This is a genomic window from Nocardia rosealba (genome assembly GCF_020216065.1).
Lineage (GTDB): Bacteria > Actinomycetota > Actinomycetes > Mycobacteriales > Mycobacteriaceae > Nocardia > Nocardia rosealba.
This window is the reverse complement of sequence record NZ_JAIWNA010000004.1, coordinates 360210-377714: the sequence shown is the minus strand read 5'-3', so window position 1 is coordinate 377714 and position 17505 is coordinate 360210. Positions and strand designations below refer to the sequence as shown.

Annotated in this window: 17 protein-coding genes; 5 read left to right on the top strand and 12 right to left on the bottom strand. The window is 68.2% G+C overall.

Translation table 11 applies throughout. From position 1 onward, the window contains the following. Positions 1-22: 22 nt before the first annotated feature. The gene (locus tag LDL21_RS18635; RefSeq protein WP_067487208.1) at positions 23-550 is read right to left on the bottom strand and encodes a DUF3145 domain-containing protein; all 528 of its coding nucleotides are present in this window, start codon (positions 548-550) and stop codon (positions 23-25) included. A 101-nt stretch (positions 551-651) separates the two neighbouring features. Beyond that, complete coding sequence (locus LDL21_RS18630; RefSeq protein ID WP_225281120.1) at positions 652-1467, bottom strand: serine hydrolase domain-containing protein; 816 nt, start codon at positions 1465-1467, stop codon at positions 652-654. A 31-nt stretch (positions 1468-1498) separates the two neighbouring features. Between LDL21_RS18630 and LDL21_RS18625 the strand changes: the two genes are divergently transcribed. Continuing rightward, on the top strand, positions 1499-2695 hold the full coding sequence (locus LDL21_RS18625; protein ID WP_225281119.1) for a serine hydrolase domain-containing protein: 1197 nt from the start codon (positions 1499-1501) through the stop codon (positions 2693-2695). 90 nt (positions 2696-2785) lie between these two features. Here the strand turns inward: LDL21_RS18625 and aztD are convergent, their stop codons facing one another. From aztD to aztB, 3 genes are all read right to left on the bottom strand, one after another. Continuing rightward, a complete protein-coding gene (gene aztD, locus LDL21_RS18620; protein WP_225281118.1) occupies positions 2786-3946 on the bottom strand; it encodes a zinc metallochaperone AztD in 1161 nt (386 codons plus the stop codon). Positions 3947-3969: 23 nt separating this feature from the next. Beyond that, the gene (gene aztC / locus LDL21_RS18615) at positions 3970-4917 is read right to left on the bottom strand and encodes a zinc ABC transporter substrate-binding protein AztC (RefSeq protein WP_225281117.1); all 948 of its coding nucleotides are present in this window, start codon (positions 4915-4917) and stop codon (positions 3970-3972) included. 194 nt (positions 4918-5111) lie between these two features. Continuing rightward, positions 5112-7085, bottom strand: coding sequence for a zinc ABC transporter permease AztB (gene aztB, locus LDL21_RS18610; protein WP_225281116.1), 1974 nt, complete (start codon positions 7083-7085; stop codon positions 5112-5114). A gap of 48 nt (positions 7086-7133) precedes the next feature. Here aztB and aztA point away from each other — a divergent pair, with 48 nt between their 5' ends. Beyond that, a complete protein-coding gene (aztA, locus tag LDL21_RS18605; RefSeq protein ID WP_225281115.1) occupies positions 7134-7832 on the top strand; it encodes a zinc ABC transporter ATP-binding protein AztA in 699 nt (232 codons plus the stop codon). Here the strand turns inward: aztA and LDL21_RS18600 are convergent. The 3 genes from LDL21_RS18600 to LDL21_RS18590 form a co-directional block, all read right to left on the bottom strand. Next, a complete protein-coding gene (locus LDL21_RS18600; protein ID WP_067487192.1) occupies positions 7811-8941 on the bottom strand; it encodes an NDMA-dependent alcohol dehydrogenase in 1131 nt (376 codons plus the stop codon). The two genes, aztA and LDL21_RS18600, sit on opposite strands and share 22 nt — an antisense overlap. Before the next feature lie 103 nt (positions 8942-9044). Continuing rightward, positions 9045-9569 (bottom strand): DinB family protein, encoded by a 525-nt coding sequence (locus tag LDL21_RS18595; RefSeq protein ID WP_225281114.1) that lies wholly within the window; start codon positions 9567-9569, stop codon positions 9045-9047. A gap of 71 nt (positions 9570-9640) precedes the next feature. Then, positions 9641-10681, bottom strand: coding sequence for a phosphotransferase family protein (locus tag LDL21_RS18590; protein WP_225281113.1), 1041 nt, complete (start codon positions 10679-10681; stop codon positions 9641-9643). Between the two features lie 39 nt (positions 10682-10720). On the opposite strand from LDL21_RS18590, the gene pabB reads away from it, so the two are divergent. Then, the gene (gene pabB / locus LDL21_RS18585) at positions 10721-12772 is read left to right on the top strand and encodes an aminodeoxychorismate synthase component I (protein WP_225281112.1); all 2052 of its coding nucleotides are present in this window, start codon (positions 10721-10723) and stop codon (positions 12770-12772) included. Here the strand turns inward: pabB and LDL21_RS18580 are convergent. Beyond that, positions 12769-13254 (bottom strand): hypothetical protein, encoded by a 486-nt coding sequence (locus LDL21_RS18580; RefSeq protein ID WP_181698009.1) that lies wholly within the window; start codon positions 13252-13254, stop codon positions 12769-12771. The genes pabB and LDL21_RS18580 overlap by 4 nt on opposite strands. A 54-nt stretch (positions 13255-13308) precedes the next feature. Then, positions 13309-14094: a carbonic anhydrase gene (locus LDL21_RS18575; protein ID WP_225281111.1), complete on the bottom strand. Its 786-nt coding sequence runs from the start codon at positions 14092-14094 to the stop codon at positions 13309-13311. A gap of 240 nt (positions 14095-14334) precedes the next feature. Between LDL21_RS18575 and LDL21_RS18570 the strand changes: the two genes are divergently transcribed. Next, entirely contained in the window at positions 14335-16011 is a 1677-nt protein-coding gene (locus LDL21_RS18570) for a TerD family protein (RefSeq protein WP_225281110.1), read from the top strand. On the opposite strand, the gene LDL21_RS18565 is transcribed toward LDL21_RS18570, so the two are convergent. Continuing rightward, on the bottom strand, positions 16008-16301 hold the full coding sequence (locus tag LDL21_RS18565) for a hypothetical protein (protein WP_067487178.1): 294 nt from the start codon (positions 16299-16301) through the stop codon (positions 16008-16010). The two genes, LDL21_RS18570 and LDL21_RS18565, sit on opposite strands and share 4 nt — an antisense overlap. Positions 16302-16506: 205 nt before the next feature. Here LDL21_RS18565 and LDL21_RS18560 point away from each other — a divergent pair, with 205 nt between their 5' ends. After that, complete coding sequence (locus LDL21_RS18560; RefSeq protein WP_067487175.1) at positions 16507-16797, top strand: hypothetical protein; 291 nt, start codon at positions 16507-16509, stop codon at positions 16795-16797. Positions 16798-16960: 163 nt separating this feature from the next. Here LDL21_RS18560 and LDL21_RS18555 read toward each other — a convergent pair whose 3' ends face one another. Next, positions 16961-17449 carry an FBP domain-containing protein gene (locus LDL21_RS18555; RefSeq protein ID WP_067487172.1) on the bottom strand — a complete coding sequence of 163 codons (489 nt, stop codon included), beginning with the start codon at positions 17447-17449 and terminating at the stop codon, positions 16961-16963. Between the last annotated feature and the right edge of the window lie 56 nt (positions 17450-17505).

Below are 17505 nucleotides of genomic sequence, written 5' to 3'. Positions count from 1 at the left end.
AAATTCCGAAAAGAAGTGGTGCTCAGCCGACGTGGCGGCGCAGCCAGGTGACTTCGGCGCCGGTGCAGTCGGTGCCCTGGCGGAAGGCTTCGAGGTCCTCGTCCCAGGCGGTGCCGAGGGCACGGTCGATTTCGGCGCCGAGGTCGAAGGTGCTCAGTTCGGTGGCGGCTTGGAGGAGGGCGCGTAATCGCATTTCGCCGAGCATCACGTCGCCGTTGGCGCCGGTGGAGCCGTGCCAGAGGCCGAGGGCGGGGACGAAACTGTAGCGTTCGCCGTCCACGCCTTCGCTGGGGTCCTCGGTGACTTCGAACCGCAGAACCGGCCAGGCACGCAATGATTGGGCTATCCGGGCGGCGGTTCCGACGGGGCCGATCCAGTCACCGCTGGCGCGCAGCTGTCCGTCGGCGGGCTGCGCCGTCCAGCGCAGTTTCGCCGGCGTGGAAAGCGCGGTGGACAGTGCCCATTCGATGTGCGGACACAACGCGGCGGGCGAGGAGTGGATGTAGACCACACCTGCCGTCGCGTCAGCGAACTGACTCGATGCGCGCACTACCAACACCTCCAGCCTCGACAAGGAGCGTCTTCCCCAACGGTCCGTCGGACTGGTGTGGTGCGAGTGTAGGCGAAGTGAGCGATGTTGCGGGTGTTACCTCACTGCGTGTTATGTGTCTCTGCGATCACGGAATCACTAAATTTCGGCCACGCGGTTCTTGCCCAGTCGCCGAAATTCTCGTCGCTCAAACCGATCGTGGCTACCCCTATTTCGGGGTCGACCCACAGGAACGTCCCGGACTGACCGAAGTGCCCGTAGGTGCGCGGCGAATTGGAATGACCGGTCCAGTGCGGGGTTTTCCCGTCACGTATTTCGAAGCCGAGACCCCAGTCGTTGGGCCGCTGGGAGCCGTATCCGGGCAGCACTCCGTCGCGGTCGGGGAATTGCACGGAGGTGGCCTCGTCGAGTGTTTGCCGAGATATCAATTCGGGTGTCAGCAACTCGGTGGCGAATAGTGTCAGGTCACGAAGGCTCGCGCGTCCCGCATGCCCCGCCGACCCTTCCAGAACAGCGTCGCGCATGCCGAGTGGTTCGAATACCGCCTCGTGCAGATAGTCCGGAAAGTGGATGCCCGTGCTTTCGGTGAGGAAATCGGCGAGCAGTTCGAATCCGGCACTCGAGTAGATGCGGCGGGCACCCGGTTTCGCGATCACCTCCGGTGTGGCGAAGGCCACACCGGAGGTATGAGCCAGCAGATGACGCACGGTCGATCCGGGCGGGCCCGCGGGCTGATCCAGTTCGATCGCGCCCTCCTCGACGGCGACCAGGGCCGCGTAGGCGACGAGGGGCTTGGTGACCGAAGCCAGCCGGAACACCCGGTCGAGTTCACCCGTGGTGTGGACCCCGTCGACGGTGACCACGGCAGCCGCGGCGTGCGCCACCGGCCACTGCTGAACCTGCTCCAACGAACGCATATCCGGCAGCGTAGCTACGATCGACGACACCATGAGTCCCGCACCATCAGTTCACGGCGACGTGGCGGCCGGTTTCGGCCCTGTCGCCGACGCTTTCCGCCGCAATTTCACCTCGCACGGCGAGATCGGCGCCGCCGTCGCCGTCTACGCGGGCAGCGAACCGCTGGTCGACCTGTGGGCGGGCCATCGCGACCGCGCCCGTGCGGTTCCCTGGGAGCGCGACACGATCGTCCCGGTGTTCTCGTCGTCGAAGGGCATGTCGGCGTTCACCATCGCCACCGCCGTCTCGCGCGGGCTGCTCGACTACGAAGCCCCGGTCGCGAAGTACTGGCCGGAGTTCGCCGCGCACGGCAAGGACCGGATCACCGTGCGCCAGCTGATCGACCATCAGGCCGGTCTGTCGGGCCTGGACCGGATCGTGAAGCTGAGCGAACTCGGTGACCGCGAGAGCCTGGCCGACCTGCTCGCCGCGCAGAAGCCGACGTGGGAACCGGGCACCCGGCACGGCTATCACGCGCTCACCCTCGGCCTGTACCAGAGCGAATTGCTGCGCCGCGTGGATCCGGCGGGCCGCAGTCTCGGTCGCTTCTTCGCCGAGGAGATCGCGGCACCGGTGGGCGCCGACCTGTTCATCGGGCTGCCCGAAGACGAGTCCCTCGACCGCGTCGCCCAGCTGTCGGCGACCAAGGGCCTCGACATCCTGCGCTACGAACTCGCCGACATCCCGCTGCGTATCGGCGCTGAGGTGTACGCCAAACGCGGGCATTCCTATGCGGCGCTGACCAATCCGCGCCCCGGCGCGCCCGCCCGTGCCACTCGTCGCGAGTTCCTCGGCATCGAATGGCCCGGTATGAACGGCGTCGGCAACGCCCGCGCGCTGGCCCGCGTCTACGGCGCGGCGGCCGGGCGCACCGGCGCACTCCCCCTCAGCGACGACGTCCTCGACCTGCTCGCCGCCCCGGCCGTCGACTCGGTCCCCGCCGCCGACCTCGTCCTGCACACCAAGAGCCGCTACCACCTGGGTTTCCGCAAATCACGCGGAAGTTTCCGCTTCGGCTCGGACAAACGCGCCTACGGCACAACCGGTCTCGGTGGCTCGTTCGGATTCGCCGACTCCACAACAGGTCTCGGCTTCGGCTACACCATGAATCGTCTCGGCATGGCCATCCTCGACGACGTCCGCAGCCGCAACCTCCGCACCGCTGTCCTCGACTGCGCCACACGCTGAACCTGGACAGACGATCACCACGCTCTGGTGGCGGCATCGGTCGAAAGCCGAACGCCGACAGAGCGTGGTGATCTCGAGCGCGGGCAGCCTCTAGTGGGCGGAGACCCCGTTGATCTCGTTGGGCGCGGCGGGGAGGGTGGCCGACTGGGTGATCTTGCCCTCGGCGAGGTCGACGCGGTGGACCTGCTTGGTTGCCGGTTCGGTGACGTAGGCGATGCCGTCACGGACGTAGAGCGTCGGGCGCGCGTCCTGCCATTCGAGCGGTTCCTGCCAGGCACCGGTCACCGGGATCGTGCGGGTGACCGCGCCCGCGACCGGGTCGATGACGTAGAGCTTGCCGTCGGTTCCGAGCACGAGCGCCTCACCCTGCGGGCCGCGGCCGAGCGAACGGAAGGAGTAGCTGGTGCCGATGTCGACCAGGCGCAGGCTGCCGTCGGCGGTGTTCACCAGCGAGATCTTGGTCGGCCGTTCGAGCTCGGCCTCCTTGTCCTGCTTGTAGTCACCGAGCACGATCGGGGAGACGTCACTGCCCGACATATTGCCGATGCGGCCGTAGGGAGTCGGGCTGGTCACCTTGGTGATCTTGCCGTCGCGGTAGACCACGGCACCGGTCTGGCAGCCGACCACCACGGTCTCGTTCTGGGCGGTGGCCTCACCGTGGACACCGGGGCAGTCCTCGTTGCGGGCGATCTCCTTGCGGTCCTTGTCGAGGGCGACCAGGCCCACCCGCGCATCCTCGGTCCCGAGGGTGACCAGCAGGTTCCCGTTGCTCAGTTCGACGGCGACACCGTGGTGGGCGGCGGCCGCCTTGTACACCTCGGTGGGCTTGCCGCTGTCGATCTTGTCGGTGTCGACGACGGTCACCTCACCGGTTCCGTCGGCGAACAGCACGGTCTTGCCCGCGTGCCGCACGACGTGGCCGGGCTTGCTCGCGGCGTACTCGGTGCCGGTGAATTCCGCCTTGTGGGCGTCGAACACCCGGAAGCTGTCCTTGACGGTCACCATCAGGTGGTCGTCGTCGCCCGCGGGGTTGAGCCGGTTGAAGCCGTCGAGCTTCACCTCGCCTTCCTGGGCGAGCGTCAGGCCGTCGAGGACGTAGATGCCGCCGTCGTAGGTGAGGGCGATCGGTTCGGCGCCCGGGGCGTGGTCGTGGGTTTCGACGTCGTCGCTGCCGCAACCGCTGAGCGCTACCACCGAGGCGAGCGCCCCGGACATGGCCACCATCGTGGTGGCCCGTGACCGACTGTGCATGTCGTGCTCCATCTCTTGTTGAATTACGTTGTCGGCCCGGATAAGCCGCGGGCGATGGCCTCGGTGTTGGCGCGCGCCATCTCGAGATAGGTCGCGGCGCCGCCGCCGGGTTCGGTGAGCGATTCGGTGTGCAGAGCGGCTACCTGCACCTGCAGGCCCGCATGCTCGGCCAGGACACGCGAAAGGCGGTCGGGCGCGGCCGAATCGGCGAAGATCGTGTGCACCCCGGCGGTGCGGATGGCAGTGGCGAGGTCGTCGAGGTCCGAGGCACTCGGGGACGCGAGGGTGGTGCCGCTGGGGATGACGGCGCCGATCACGGTGAACCCGAATCGCTGTGCGAGATAGCCGAAGACGTGGTGGTCGGTGACCAACTGCCTGCGTTCGGGCGGGATCGCCGCGAACCGGTCGGTCATCCATCGGTCCAGCTGGTCGAGTTCGCCGACGTAGCGGGCGGTGTTGGCGCGCACGGCCTCGGCGTCGATGCCGTCGACCCGCGCGATGACTTCGGCGCTGATCGCCTCGACGGCTTTGCGCACCCGCGCCGGGTCGGTCCAGAAATGCGGGTCGGGCTGACCGGCGGATTCGTCGGAGGTGTAGGTGATCGGGTCGGCCCGCTCGGCGACCGCCAGCGTCGGCACACCTGCCGACGCGGCCGCCTGCACGTGCCGGGCCACGCCTTCCTCGAGCCCGAGGCCGTTGTGCACGACCAGTGCGGATCGTTCGATATCGGCGGCCTGACGTGCGGAGATGCCGAACGAATGCGGATCGGTCCCCGCTTGCATCAGCACCGTCACCTCGGCGGTGTCGCCGACGACGGCCTTGGTCAGGTCACCGAGGATGTTGGTGGTCACCATGATTCCGCTGCGGTCGCCGCCCGTGCCGCACGCGGTGATCGACGCGAGCAACGCGATGACGACGAGTGCCAGTCCTGCGATGCGTGGAGCGCCCCGGAATCCAGCCCCCGGCGACACCCGTGACCGCGGAGATGCGCCGCGGCGACCGAGCACCGAACGGGATTCGCGTGCAGCGACCCTTCGGGCACCACTGCCCGACGTGGCGTGCGACCGAGTGGGCATGGGTTCGGCCCCGGCGAGCACGGTCTCCGAAAGGTGAGATCCGGCGGCACCGTCCGGCACAGCGTGGACGCGAACCCTTGCTTCGTAACTCACAGACCTGTCTCCACCAGCAGTGCGGGCGCGATGTCCACCGGGAAGGTGCGCGCGATACGGAGGTTGTCGTTGTAGGCGACCTCGTGGACGGTTCGGCCACGAATGTCGTTGACATAGGCGCGGTTCGGATCCACCTGGAGCACCGGCTCGCCCTCGACCGGGCCGGTCAGTGCGACACGTGCGGTCTCCGAACCGGTTTCGGGGTCGAGGCCGTGCAGCACACCGTCCCGGGTGAGGACGAGCACCGCGGACCCCTCACCGGCCGTGTTCACCGCGACCGCGTCGGCGATCGGGGTGTGCTTCCAGGTCTTCTTGCGGACGTCGAGGGTCCACACACCGGTGCGTCCGGCGAGCGCGGTCAACGTCGTGCTGCCGGGTCGATGGGTGAACGCGGTCGCCCGATCGGCGCCAGGTTCTGGATAGCCGACCTTCTCGGCGACGAACGCACCGTCGCGCTGGGCGACGATCAAAGCTCCGTCGGCACAACCGAATACGACTCCACGCCGGGTGACGGCCTGACCACGCGGCTGCGGGCACGAGCCGGGCAGTGGCTCACCAGCCGCACCGTCGCGCCCGCGCACATCCACTCGTCCCGCCCCGTCGGCGACGACCAGCTTCTCGCCGTACGGCAGCGCGATGCCGTCGATCCGGTGCGGCTCACGGACTTGCCCGTCACCGAGCGCCACCCGATCGAACACCAGCGTGGCACCGGAATCGAGCACCACCGTCGACACCGCCGGATCGCCGTATGCGGCGACAACTGCACCCGGCGCCGCGATGCTGCCGACTTCACGCACCGGGGCGCTGTAGTAGTGGCGGTGATCGGCGTGGTCGACGGTCCACCCTCCGCTGTCGACCACACGCACCGACCCACCGGCACTCAGGAATCCGAACCGACCGTCGCCGACCAGGGCCGAGCCCTCTGGTGCAGCGGTATTCTCGCGTCCGGCGAGTGTGGTGACCTGCTCGGTCAGCAGATCGATCACCCGGATGTCACCGGTGGCCGGATCGCTCACGACCAGCCGGGTCTGCGCCTCGCTCATCTCCTCTGCGCCGGCGACATACCCGTGCGGCGGCTCCTCGACGATCACCGGTTCGGTCGCGGCACACCCGGCCACCGACACCGCGGCCAACGCGGCGACACCGACCTTCCCGAACCGCTCCCGCAGCGCCGAGACGACCGCCGACACGAAGAACGACCCGACCGCGACGGCGGCGATCGTCGCCCCGGCCGCCGTACCCGCGTGCCACGAGACGACAAGCCCGGCAGCGGTCGAGAACCCGCCGATCAGCGCGGCGAGCACCATCACCACCGGAATCCGGTCCGACCAGTACACGGCGGCGGCGGGCGGCGCGATGAGCAGCCCGAACACCAGCAGCGTGCCGACCACGTGAAAGGAGGCGACGATGGCCAGGGTCACCAGACCGACGAGCGCGACGTGCGCAGCCTTCGGATGCAGCCCGAGCGTGTGCGCCTTGCGCGGATCGAAGGTCAGCGCGACGAAAGCCCGATGCCCGACCACCGCGACAACCAGCGCGAGCCCGACGGCGGCCACGAGGTACCACAGGTCGACAGTGCGCACCGCGAGCACATCACCGAACAGGAACCCCGTGAGGTCCACGGCGAACGACTGCGAACGCGACACGATGATCACACCGGCCGCGAGCATCCCGACGAACAACAGCCCGATCGCGGTATCGGCCGCGAACCGCTTACTCCGCGAGAGCACCGAGACGCCGAAAGCCATCGCAGTGCAACTGATCGCGGCACCCACGATCAGATTGCCGCCGAGCAGCGCCGCCACCGCGACACCGGGCAGCATGCCGTGCGCCATCGCGTCACCGAGAAAAGCCATGCCGCGCACCACCACCCACGTTCCGGCCAGGGCGCACACGCAGGACACCAGCAGCCCGCCCCACAGCGCCCGCTGCACGAATGCCACCTCGAACGGGGCGATCAGCCACTCCATGGCAACGGACGATATACTGAAAACGATTATCGTTTCAAACGAGGTGAGATGCAACACACAGCAGACCCGGCGATCCGCATCGAGGACGTCACCGCCGGCTACGGCCGCATGCCCGTGCTGTCACAGGTGACGGCGTCGATCCCGCGCGGACAGGTGACCGCGATCGTCGGACCCAACGGTTCGGGGAAATCGACGCTGCTCGGCGTCCTGGCGGGAACGGTGCCCGTCCGGTCGGGCACGGTGCACCGCGAGACGACCCGGCGACCCGCGTTCGTGGTGCAGCACACCGCGATTCCTGCGGCGCTGCCGATGACGGTGCGCGAGGCGGTGGCGATGGGACGCTGGGCGCATCGGGGATTGTGGCGGCGGCTCACGCGGGCCGACCGCGAGATCGTGCAGGCCTGCCTGGAGCGGATGGACCTCACGGCCCTGGCGACACGGCGCCTGGACACGCTCTCGGGCGGTCAGCGTCAGCGCACACTCCTGGCCCAGGCGTTGGCGCAAGAGTCCGATCTGGTCCTGCTCGACGAGCCGGCGACCGGACTGGACGACGCCGCGCGCGCCGAGATCTCGGGTGCGCTCACCGAGATCGCGGCCGGTGGGGTCACCGTGGTGCAGGCGACCCACGACCCGGCCGAAGCCGCACGCGCCGATCATTGCCTGCAGTTGCGCGACGGCAGGATCCTCGCCGGGGGTCCGCCCGGCGAGGTACTGGGAACCTTCGGCTACCAGTCGGCTTCGGTGTAGCGGATGATGCCGCGAATGTTCTTGCCGTCCAGCATGTCCCGGTAGCCCTGGTTGATCTCCTCGAGGGAGTAGCTGCGGGTGACCATGTCGTCGAGATTGAGCTGACCGGCCTTGTACAGCGACAGCAGCCGCGGCGCATCCTGGCGGGCGTTGCCGCCGCCGAAGATGCAGCCCTTCACCGTCTTCTGCAGCATCGAGAGCAGGAAGCTGTTCATCTTCACCTCGCCCGCGTCCATGCGGCCCATGGAGGTGACGACGAGCGTGCCCGCCTTGCCGGTGAGGATCAGACCTTCCTCGATGTAGTCGCCGTGCATCTCACCCATGGTGAGGATGACCTTCTCGGCCATCCGGCCCTCGGTGGCATCCATCAGCGGCATGATCGCGGCGGCCATGCTCTCGTAGGTGTGGGTGGCGCCGAACTTCTGCGCCTGCTCGCGCTTCCACGGATTCGGGTCGATGGCAACGACTTTCGACGCACCACTGAGCACCGCGCCCTGCAGCGCGCTCATCCCCACGCCGCCGATGCCCGCGATCACCACGGTCTCGCCCGGCTGGACCTGGGCCACATGGGTGGACGAGCCGAAGCCGGTGGGCACGCCGCACCCGACCAGGCAGGCCACCTCGAACGGAATGGTCGGGTCGATCTTGACCACCGAGGTGTGGTGCACCGTCATGTAGGGGGCGAAGGTGCCGAGCAGGCACATCGGGATGACGTTCTCGCCGCGCGCCTGGATGCGGTACGTGCCGTCCGAAATCGCCTGTCCCATCAGCAATCCCGCACCCAGGTCACACAGCGCCATATTCCCGGACACACATGACGGACAGCGTCCGCAGGCCGGGATGAACGAAAGGATGACGTGGTCGCCCACGGCCAGATCGCTCGGGCAGTTCGGCCCGAGCTTGGTGATCACACCCGCGCCCTCGTGGCCACCCATCACCGGGTAGCCGGGCATCGGCGTGGCACCGGTGACGATGTGGTGATCGGAGTGGCACATGCCCGCTGTTTCCATGCGGATCTGCACCTCCCCCGACACGGGGTCGCCGACCTCGATCTCCTCGACCGACCATTCCTGGTCGACGCCCCACAGGATCGCGCCCTTCGTCTTCATTACGATCGACCTCTCGCCAAGCAGTGCCTCGTTGTGACTGCTCCCACCCTACGAACTTTCGGCCGATTCTGGAACACGTTCTAGAAATCTGGTGAAGATTTCTCTATCCGCGCACGTCGTGGACGTGGTGCTCGAGGTCGTGCAGGAAGTATCGGCCCAGCGAGGCCACGGTGAACAGCGATCCGTCGCTGCGGGCACCGCGCCAGTCGAGCCGATCCGCGGGCACGGCAGCGAAGGCCGCGGCCACCTGCTCGGCATCGGCGGACAGCTCTTGCGCGACCGCCGCCGGGTCCTGCTCGTTGTAGCGGTCGGTGACGGCGGTGGCGTCCTGATCCCAGTTCTCGAATCGCGGGGCCGTCGCGCCGTCCCCGTCCAGCATCAGCGCGAGCCGGGTGTCGAAGATGCGGCAGACATCGCGCACGTGGGCGGCATATTCCAGGACCGACCAGGTCTGCGCGTCGGGCCGCACACGCACGTCGTCGCGGTCCAGCGCCGAGGCGATGTGGGCGGCAGCGGCCCGCGTCCGGTCGGGCACCTGCTCGAACGCGATCGACGCGGCGTCGTAACCGCACTCCGCGCAGGGCTTTTCGAGGACCCAGGTCCAGTCCTTGGTATCAGGCACGATCATGTCGCCAAGGCTATGGCGTCGCAATCTTGACGTCCATTGATATTCGGCCAATGATCGTCGAGATCCGGGCATCAGTCGATCAGCTTGCGCGCCTTCTCGAAGAGTTCCAGGGTCACCGCGTGCAAAAAGTCGCCCACTTGTTTGGGCGCCTTGCCCGCGAAGGCCCTGGCGTGGGTGCCTTCGAGCACGATGCCGAGCTTGAAGCAGGCCAGCACCTCGTACCAGGTGACGGCGCGCAGGTCGCGATCGGAGAATTCGGCGTAGTGCCGGATCATCTCCTCGGGCGTCGGCAGGCCGCCGACGGTGCCGAGGGTGCCCATCAGCCCGGCGCCGACGGTGCCGGGTTCGGGGCGGGTCGCCAGTTGCCAGCCGAGGTCGAGCAGGGGGTCGCCGATGGTCGACATCTCCCAGTCGACCATGGCCGCCACCTCGGGTCCGTCGTAGTCGAACATCATGTTGGCCAGGTGGCAGTCGCCGTGCATGATGCCCGGTGACGGGTCGGCGGGACGGTTGCGGTCGAGCCAGTCGCCGACCCGCTCCACGTCGGGGATCTGCGGGCCCGGGTAGCCCTCGTTGGCGGCGTAGGTGTCGAGTTCGCGCAGCCAGCGCGGCACCTGACGTTCGAGGAAGCCTTCGGGCCGGCCGTAGTCGGCCAGGCCGAGCGCCAGGTAGTCGACGGTGCCGAGGCGCGCGATGGCCTCGATCGCCGACAGCCCCATCCGCCTGCGGATCTCCGGGTCGTTCGCGTGCAGCTCGGGTAGTTCGGTCTGCGGATTGAAGCCGCGGATGGGTTCCATCAGGTAGAAGACCGCCCCGAGCACCGAGGGGTCGGTGCAGGCGGCGATCACCCGTGGGGCGCGGATCTCGGTGCCGTCCAGCGCGGTGAGCAGACGGGATTCGCGGGCGATCACCTCGTTGCTCTTGGCCCGCAGATGTTCGGGTCCACGACGCAGGACGTATTCGCGGCCGCCCCGGGTGAAGCGGATCATGATGTTCTGGGTGCCGCCGCCGATCGGGCTGACCTCCCCGATCGTGTCGCCGGGTAAGCCCTGCTCGTCCATCCAACGTCCGAGCGCCGCGAGATCCGGTTGCGAAACAGCCATGGCGCACATTCTGCCCCGAACCGCGTCCGGCGTAGGGTTTTGGCCACGATGCGCACGCTGTTGATCGATAACTACGACTCGTTCACCTACAACCTCTACCAGCTCATCAGTGAGGTCAACGGGAGCGAGCCCGTCGTCGTGCGCAACGACGAGGTGGGCAGCGTAGGCGAACTGGGCCTCGACCGATTCGACAATGTCGTGATCTCGCCGGGCCCGGGCCGTCCCGATCGGCCCAGGGACATGGGGATTTCGACGGCGGTGCTCGAGCAGGCCGAGTTGCCACTGCTCGGGGTGTGCCTCGGGCATCAGGGCATCGTGATCGGGGCGGGTGGACAGGTCGGTCGGGCCCCCGAGGCGCGCCACGGTTACCTCGATCGGGTCGCTCATGACGACCGGGACCTGTTCGCCGGGTTGCCGCAGGACTTCACGGTGGTGCGATACCACTCGCTGGCCGCGCTGCGCCCGCTGCCCGACGTGCTGGAGGTGACGGCGACGACGGGCGACGGTGTGGTGATGGGTGTGCGGCACCGCGAGCGGTCGCAGTGGGGTGTGCAGTTCCATCCGGAGTCGGTGTCCAGCGAGTTCGGGGCCGCGCTGTTGCGCAATTTCGCCGATCTCACCAAGGCTCGGACCCCGGCGGCCGCGCCGGTCGTCGTGCGTGGGCCCGAGGTACCGTCGGATCCGCCGACGAGACGGTTCGTGTTGCGGCACAGGGTGATCGAACGGGCGATCGATACCGAGGCGATCTTCCTGCGTTGCTACGGCGACTCGGCGACCGCGTTCTGGCTCGACAGCGAGCACGTCGAACCGGGCCTGGACCGGTTCTCCTTCCTCGGGGACGCGGCAGGACCGCACGCCGAGATCGTCGGATACCGGGTAGGCGACGGCGCCGTCACGGTGACGGATGGCGCGGGCACCCGAACCGTCGCGGGCACCGTACTCGACTACCTGGACCGCGAACTGCGCGCCAGGCACTGCGAAACACCGTTGCTGCCTTTCGATTTCGCGGGCGGTTATGTCGGTTATCTCGGCTACGAGGTGAAGGCCGATTGCGGGGCGCGGGCCGTGCACCGCTCCCCTACCCCGGACGCACAGTGGATTTTCGCCGACCGGTTGGTCGTGGTCGACCACGTGGCGGGCCGCACCCATCTACTCGCTCTCACCGATCCGGGTAGCGAAGCGGCGGGTGCGGATTGGCTCGGTACCACCGAGTCCGCCCTCGCCGACCTGCCGACCTGGAAGAATCCCGTCGACCTGCGTGTGCGCGCCGATCCCGACGCGGTCCAGGCGCATCTCGTGCGCGGCCGCGACCGCTATCTGGCCGATATCGCCGTGTGCCAGGAGCGGCTGCACGCGGGTGAGTCGTACGAGATCTGCCTGACCGACGCGGTGGCGGTCGCGGCGGGCGAGGACGACGGCCTGGCCTTCTACCGCCGCCTGCGCCGCTGCAATCCCGCTCCCTACGCCGCCTACCTGCGGTTCGACGGGCTCGAGGTGGCGTGCTCGTCGCCGGAACGGTTCCTCAAGGTCGACCGGGACCGGGTGGTGGAGAGCAAGCCGATCAAGGGCACCGCACCGCGTGGCCGGACACCCGCCGAGGACGCCCGGTTGCGTGACGCGCTGGCCGCCGACCCGAAGACGCGCGCCGAGAACCTGATGATCGTCGACCTGTTGCGCAACGATCTCGGGCGCGTGTGCGAGGTCGGTTCGGTGCACGTGCCCGCGCTCATGGTCACCGAAACCTATTCCACCCTGCACCAATTGGTATCGACCGTCCGCGGCACCCTGCGTCCCGGTGCGGGTGTGGTCGACTGCGTGCGCGCCTGTTTCCCGGGTGGGTCGATGACCGGGGCGCCGAAACTGCGCACCATGGAAATCCTCGACGAGCTGGAAACCCGGGCGCGCGGGATCTATTCGGGCACCATCGGCTTCCTCGGGCTCGGCGGAACCGCCGACCTCAATATCGTCATCCGCACCGCGGTGCGCCACGACGACGAGTGGACCATCGGCGCCGGCGGGGCGATCGTGCTCGATTCCGACGCCGAGGACGAGTACGCCGAGATGGTCCTCAAGGCCGCGGCGACCTTCCGCGCACTCTAGCGACGTCGGCGCTTCTCCGGTTCCGGTGGTGGTTCCTCGCCGCCGCGCCCGGTGAAGCGGCCGATCAGACCCACACCCGGCAGTTTCGCGAGGGCGCCGAACAGGTCCTCACCCAGCGAGATCATCGCCTCGAGGCGGGGCAGCAACCGGTCGTAGGTGGCGAACACGGGGTCGGCGAGGGCGAGCGTGCGGTCGAGACGGTCGATGGTGCTGTTGAGCCGGTCCACCGCGATCGACAGGTTCTCCACCAGATCCGGCAGCTGCGCGGCGAGTTGCGCCGAGGCCGGTGGCAGCCGTACCGCCGCGTCGAAGGCGTAACCCGCCGTCTGCTGCGCCGCGTCGATGGCCTGCCCCGCCGCCGACTGTGCCGCGCCGACCGCCGCCTGCGCCGCCGACAGCAGATCGGCGCCCGGCACCCTGCGCGCCTGCGGCGGCACCGGTGGTGGTTGCGGCGTGCGCCCCCGCTTCTTCGGGTTCGTCATGTCTCCACTGTGCCCCACGGTGGCCTCGTGCGCAGGGAGGAGCCGCCGTGTCCGTCAGTTCTGTCCGGCCAGCACGACCGGTCGGCCGAATCGCGGTTGCACCGGGCGGTTGGTGTGCGGGAACAGCGCGCGATAGTGCTCCACATCGGCGATCGCGACCGGCGCGGGTTCGCGCAGCACGATCCAGCGCACCCCTTCGGTACAGGGCGGCGTGGTGAGCGAACCCTCGTAGCGGAACTGGGCGAACCCGGTCGGCAGATACGCGCGCGGATCGATGCTCGTCACCGTCCTGGTGGCACCCATCCGATCCGGTGCCGCCGCGAGTACCGTCCCCAGCGGCGCCGAGTCCGGCTGCGCGCGCAACAGCACCGCGAGTACCGCGAGCCTGCCTGCCCGGTCCGCGTGCACGAAGTGCAGCTCCATCGCCGCTTCCGCCCCGTCGACGGTGTGCTCGCTCGGCAGGTGGAAATGGAACTGGGTCAACTCGAACGCGCTCCCGTCGACGACGATGCGGTTACCCGAGCCGGACGCCACGTTCGCCTGAATCGTGTGCCCGTTGTTCACCACCTGCACCGAGGACATCGGCCGGTACTCGATGTCGATGTGCTCGTCGGGATGCAGTTCCGTATGGGCGGGCAGATCGATCGGCGACTGCGCGTGCCCGCTGCGGCAGGTCACGAACCGGCTGTCCAGATCGGCCCAGTGGTCGGGCCCTTCCGCGTCGTAATCCCAGTGCACGTCAGTGTGCGCTGCCTGCCCCGACCCACCGCACCCCGCCACCGCGAGCAGCGCGAGCGCGGCAAGCGCTCCTCGTCGGGTGAGTAAGTGACCATTCGACATACCGACCAGCTCCTCGTCAGCTCGGCCGTCGGCACCGAACGCGGCGGCCGCCAAAATGTCCGCTTTGCACCGAATATCCCTATATCACAACGGATTTCGTTATCGAGCGGACCCCAACGCTAAACCTCTGAGGATGGGTGAAACCAGGCCCGGTCCTGCGAGATGGCTCACACTCACCGAGGTGGCCGGGGCGGCGCTCCGGCAAACCGTGTCGGACCTCCGTGGCATCATGCGAGGACCATGGAACTACGCAAGGGCGCGAATTCGCCGGTACCGACATCGCTTCTCGCCGTGGTTGTTTCATGGCGGGGAGCGCAGGCTGTCGACGCCCACGCACTCCTGGTCACCGAATCCGGCCTGGTCCGCACCGACCGCGATTTCGTCTTCTTCAACGCCCCTCGCCACGCCTCGCAGGCGGTCACGCTCGACCAGGAACCCGAACCGGGTACGGCTCGGCTGAGCGTCTCCCTGCCCCGCACCGAAGCCGATATCGCCCGCATCGTCGTCACGGCATCAGTGGACGACACCACCTTCGATCGCCTCGACGACCTCACTCTCACCGTGCACGCCGCCGACGGTCCGGTCGCCCGCTTCGCCGTCGACAGCATCGAGGACGTCCAGGCGATGATGTTCGGGGAGTTCTACCGGCGCGACGGTGGCTGGCGGTTCCGTGCGATCGGCCAGGGCTGGGCAGGCGGGCTGCGGGGGCTGGCCGTCGAATTCGGCGTCACGGTCGACGAACCGGCCTCCGTGGGCAGAGCCGACGAAGGCCGCACCGGCCGGACCGGTGCCGAACTGTCCGGCGCGCCCGCCCTGACCCGCCGCGTCATCGATACCCCGCCACCGCCACCGGCAGACCCCGACCTGGCCGACTGGCATCCCGACCCGGACGCACCCGACCGCCTGCGCTGGTGGGACGGCGACGAATGGACATCGAGCGTGCGCCCATATCTCCCGCCGACCCGGGGCCACTGCGCACGCTGCGGTAATACCTTGCGCCGCAAGCTGTTCGGCGGTCACGCTCCGTGCAAGACGTGTGCCGCCGAGATCGACGAGTTCCTCACCCACTGGCGCAACCGAGCCGTGCGGGTCCTCACCGGCCCCGGCACCCGATCACCGGAGTGGACACAGGTGTGGGCGTCGCTGCGGTTCCAGCGCATCGATGAGGAACAGGGCAGAGCGTTTCTGCGCGAGGACGGCCTCACCCAGGTGGAGCGGATGGTCGCTTTCGCGTTCGCCGACGGTGAGGTGTTCGCCGATGAACTGGACGCGTTCGAGCACGTCGTCGGTGAGCTCGACCTGGGCGGCCCCATCGTCGACGATCTGCGCAGGCGAATGCACCGGGGCCGCACCTTGTCACGGCTGCGCGCAGGCGAGCTGCCTGCCGTCGACACACCGGGCCTGCACCTGGACCCGGACGAACGCGTCCACCTGGACCTGCCCGCCGTGCACATCCGGATGCTCGCGCGCGGTCCACGCCACTCCGAGGGCAGGCTGATCGGCAGCTCCAAGAAGCTGCGCTTCGTCGGCGACGGCACCGGCGTCGAACTGCCCTGGTCCCGGGTGGTTTCGGTGCACCCCGAACACGGCACCGTCGTGGTGGCCGCGACCTCCGCGCGCGGCGGCGCGACCTTCGGCGTGGCCGACCCGGACTATGTGGCGGCCGCGCTCGAAGGCGCGCTGCGCGTGGCCAAACGCCTGGTCCTCACGCCCGGCCAGCGCGACAGCCGCAGCATTCCCCAGGACGTGAAGGCCCTGGTCTGGCAGCGCGACGGTGGCGCCTGCGTGGAATGCGGCGACCGGCACTACCTGGAGTTCGACCACATCATCCCGCTCAGCCGGGGCGGCGCGACGAGCGCGTCGAACCTGCAGATCCTGTGCCGGGCCTGCAACCGAGCCAAGGGCGCCCGGATCTAGCTACCGAGAACCGCGTTCATGATGGTGCCGCCGCTGGTGGCGACCACACCGCCGATCATGGCGCCGGCGATCATCTTGGGCGACTCCATGGAGCTGCCGTTCCACTTCTCCCAGGCAAACTTTCCGCCCGCGACGGTGATGGCCAGAATGCCCGACAGAATCATGAACCAGGTGAGGTACTGGACCATCTGCATGATCTTGTCCGAGAGCGGCGGCGCCTCCGGCGTAGGGTTGCCGACCTGCGCAAACGTCGTGACGGTGTCGGCCATCGACGTCAGAATGATGCTCATAGCCTGCTCCCCTTTTCCGCGTATAGCGAACTACGTTCCAGCGCTGCCGTATTCGGACGAGTTCCAGGATACGGCCGCGAACCCCCCAGCGCACCAACAAAACCGATCGGTTCTGTCGAGGGGGTGGCTGCGACGCCGCGCCGGACGGGATACCATCGGCCACAGCAGTTCATCGCCGTTCCCCCGAGTTACCGAGTGAGCAAACATGATTCTGGCCGCTGTCGCCGATACCTTGGTCTTCACCGATACCTTGGCCCAGATCGGCAATCCGACACCCGAGGCGCCGCCGCTGTCGGAGAAGCTCTTGCAGATGGTGCGTTACTTCACCTGGTTCGTGCTGCTTTCGGGCATCATCGCCATCACCTACGCGGGTGGCAAGTTCGCCTGGGAGAAGTGGACCGGCGGTGCGATGCAGTCGCCGCGGATGGTCGCGGGCGCGATGATCGGCGGCGTGGTCGCCACCAGCGGCGGCACCATCATGAACGCCATGATCTGATTCCCGTCCGCTCGGGCCGGTCCGGATGAACCGGGCCGCCTCGACCGGCAAGGACTCCCGACCCGGGTTCTGTTGTGGTTCAACAGAACCCGGGTCGCTTCAGCTGGGCTCTACTGTGTCGGCACATGGCAGCAACCTCCTTTCTGTCAGCCGGGCGGGTTCGCTAGGTGTAGAGCTTGTCGACGAACGCGTAGAGGTTCTCCACCACGCGCTCGGCCTTCTGCTCCACGGTCAGATCCTCGCGGTATCGGCTGCCCATCGAGGGCTTCTTCTTGTTGCGGGCGTACAGCGAGCACGCGAGATCGGTGCACATGTAGCTGCCGATCGTGTTCCCGCGCCGCCCCGATTCCCCGGCCTTGTTCGCCGTCATCAGCGAGACCCCGCCGCCGGTGTGGCTGGTGAGGCACAGCGCACACATCTGTGTCTTGCCCGAACCGCCCGTCTCGTGGCGCAGCGCGATGCTCACCAGCTTGCCGTCACGCGGCACGGCGATGTAGCAGCGCCCCGCGTAGGAGGGGTCGGTCCAGCCGAGGAAGTCGAGATCTTCCCACGGACGTTCGGCCAGGTCACGGGGGACATTGAGACGTTTGGCGTCGCCTTTCGAACAGTTGACGAACGACGCTCTGATCTCGCGTTCGGTGATGGGTTCCATCGCATTCCTCTCGGTAGTCGAACACAAAACGTAGCCACGCTAACGAGTTGCCGACC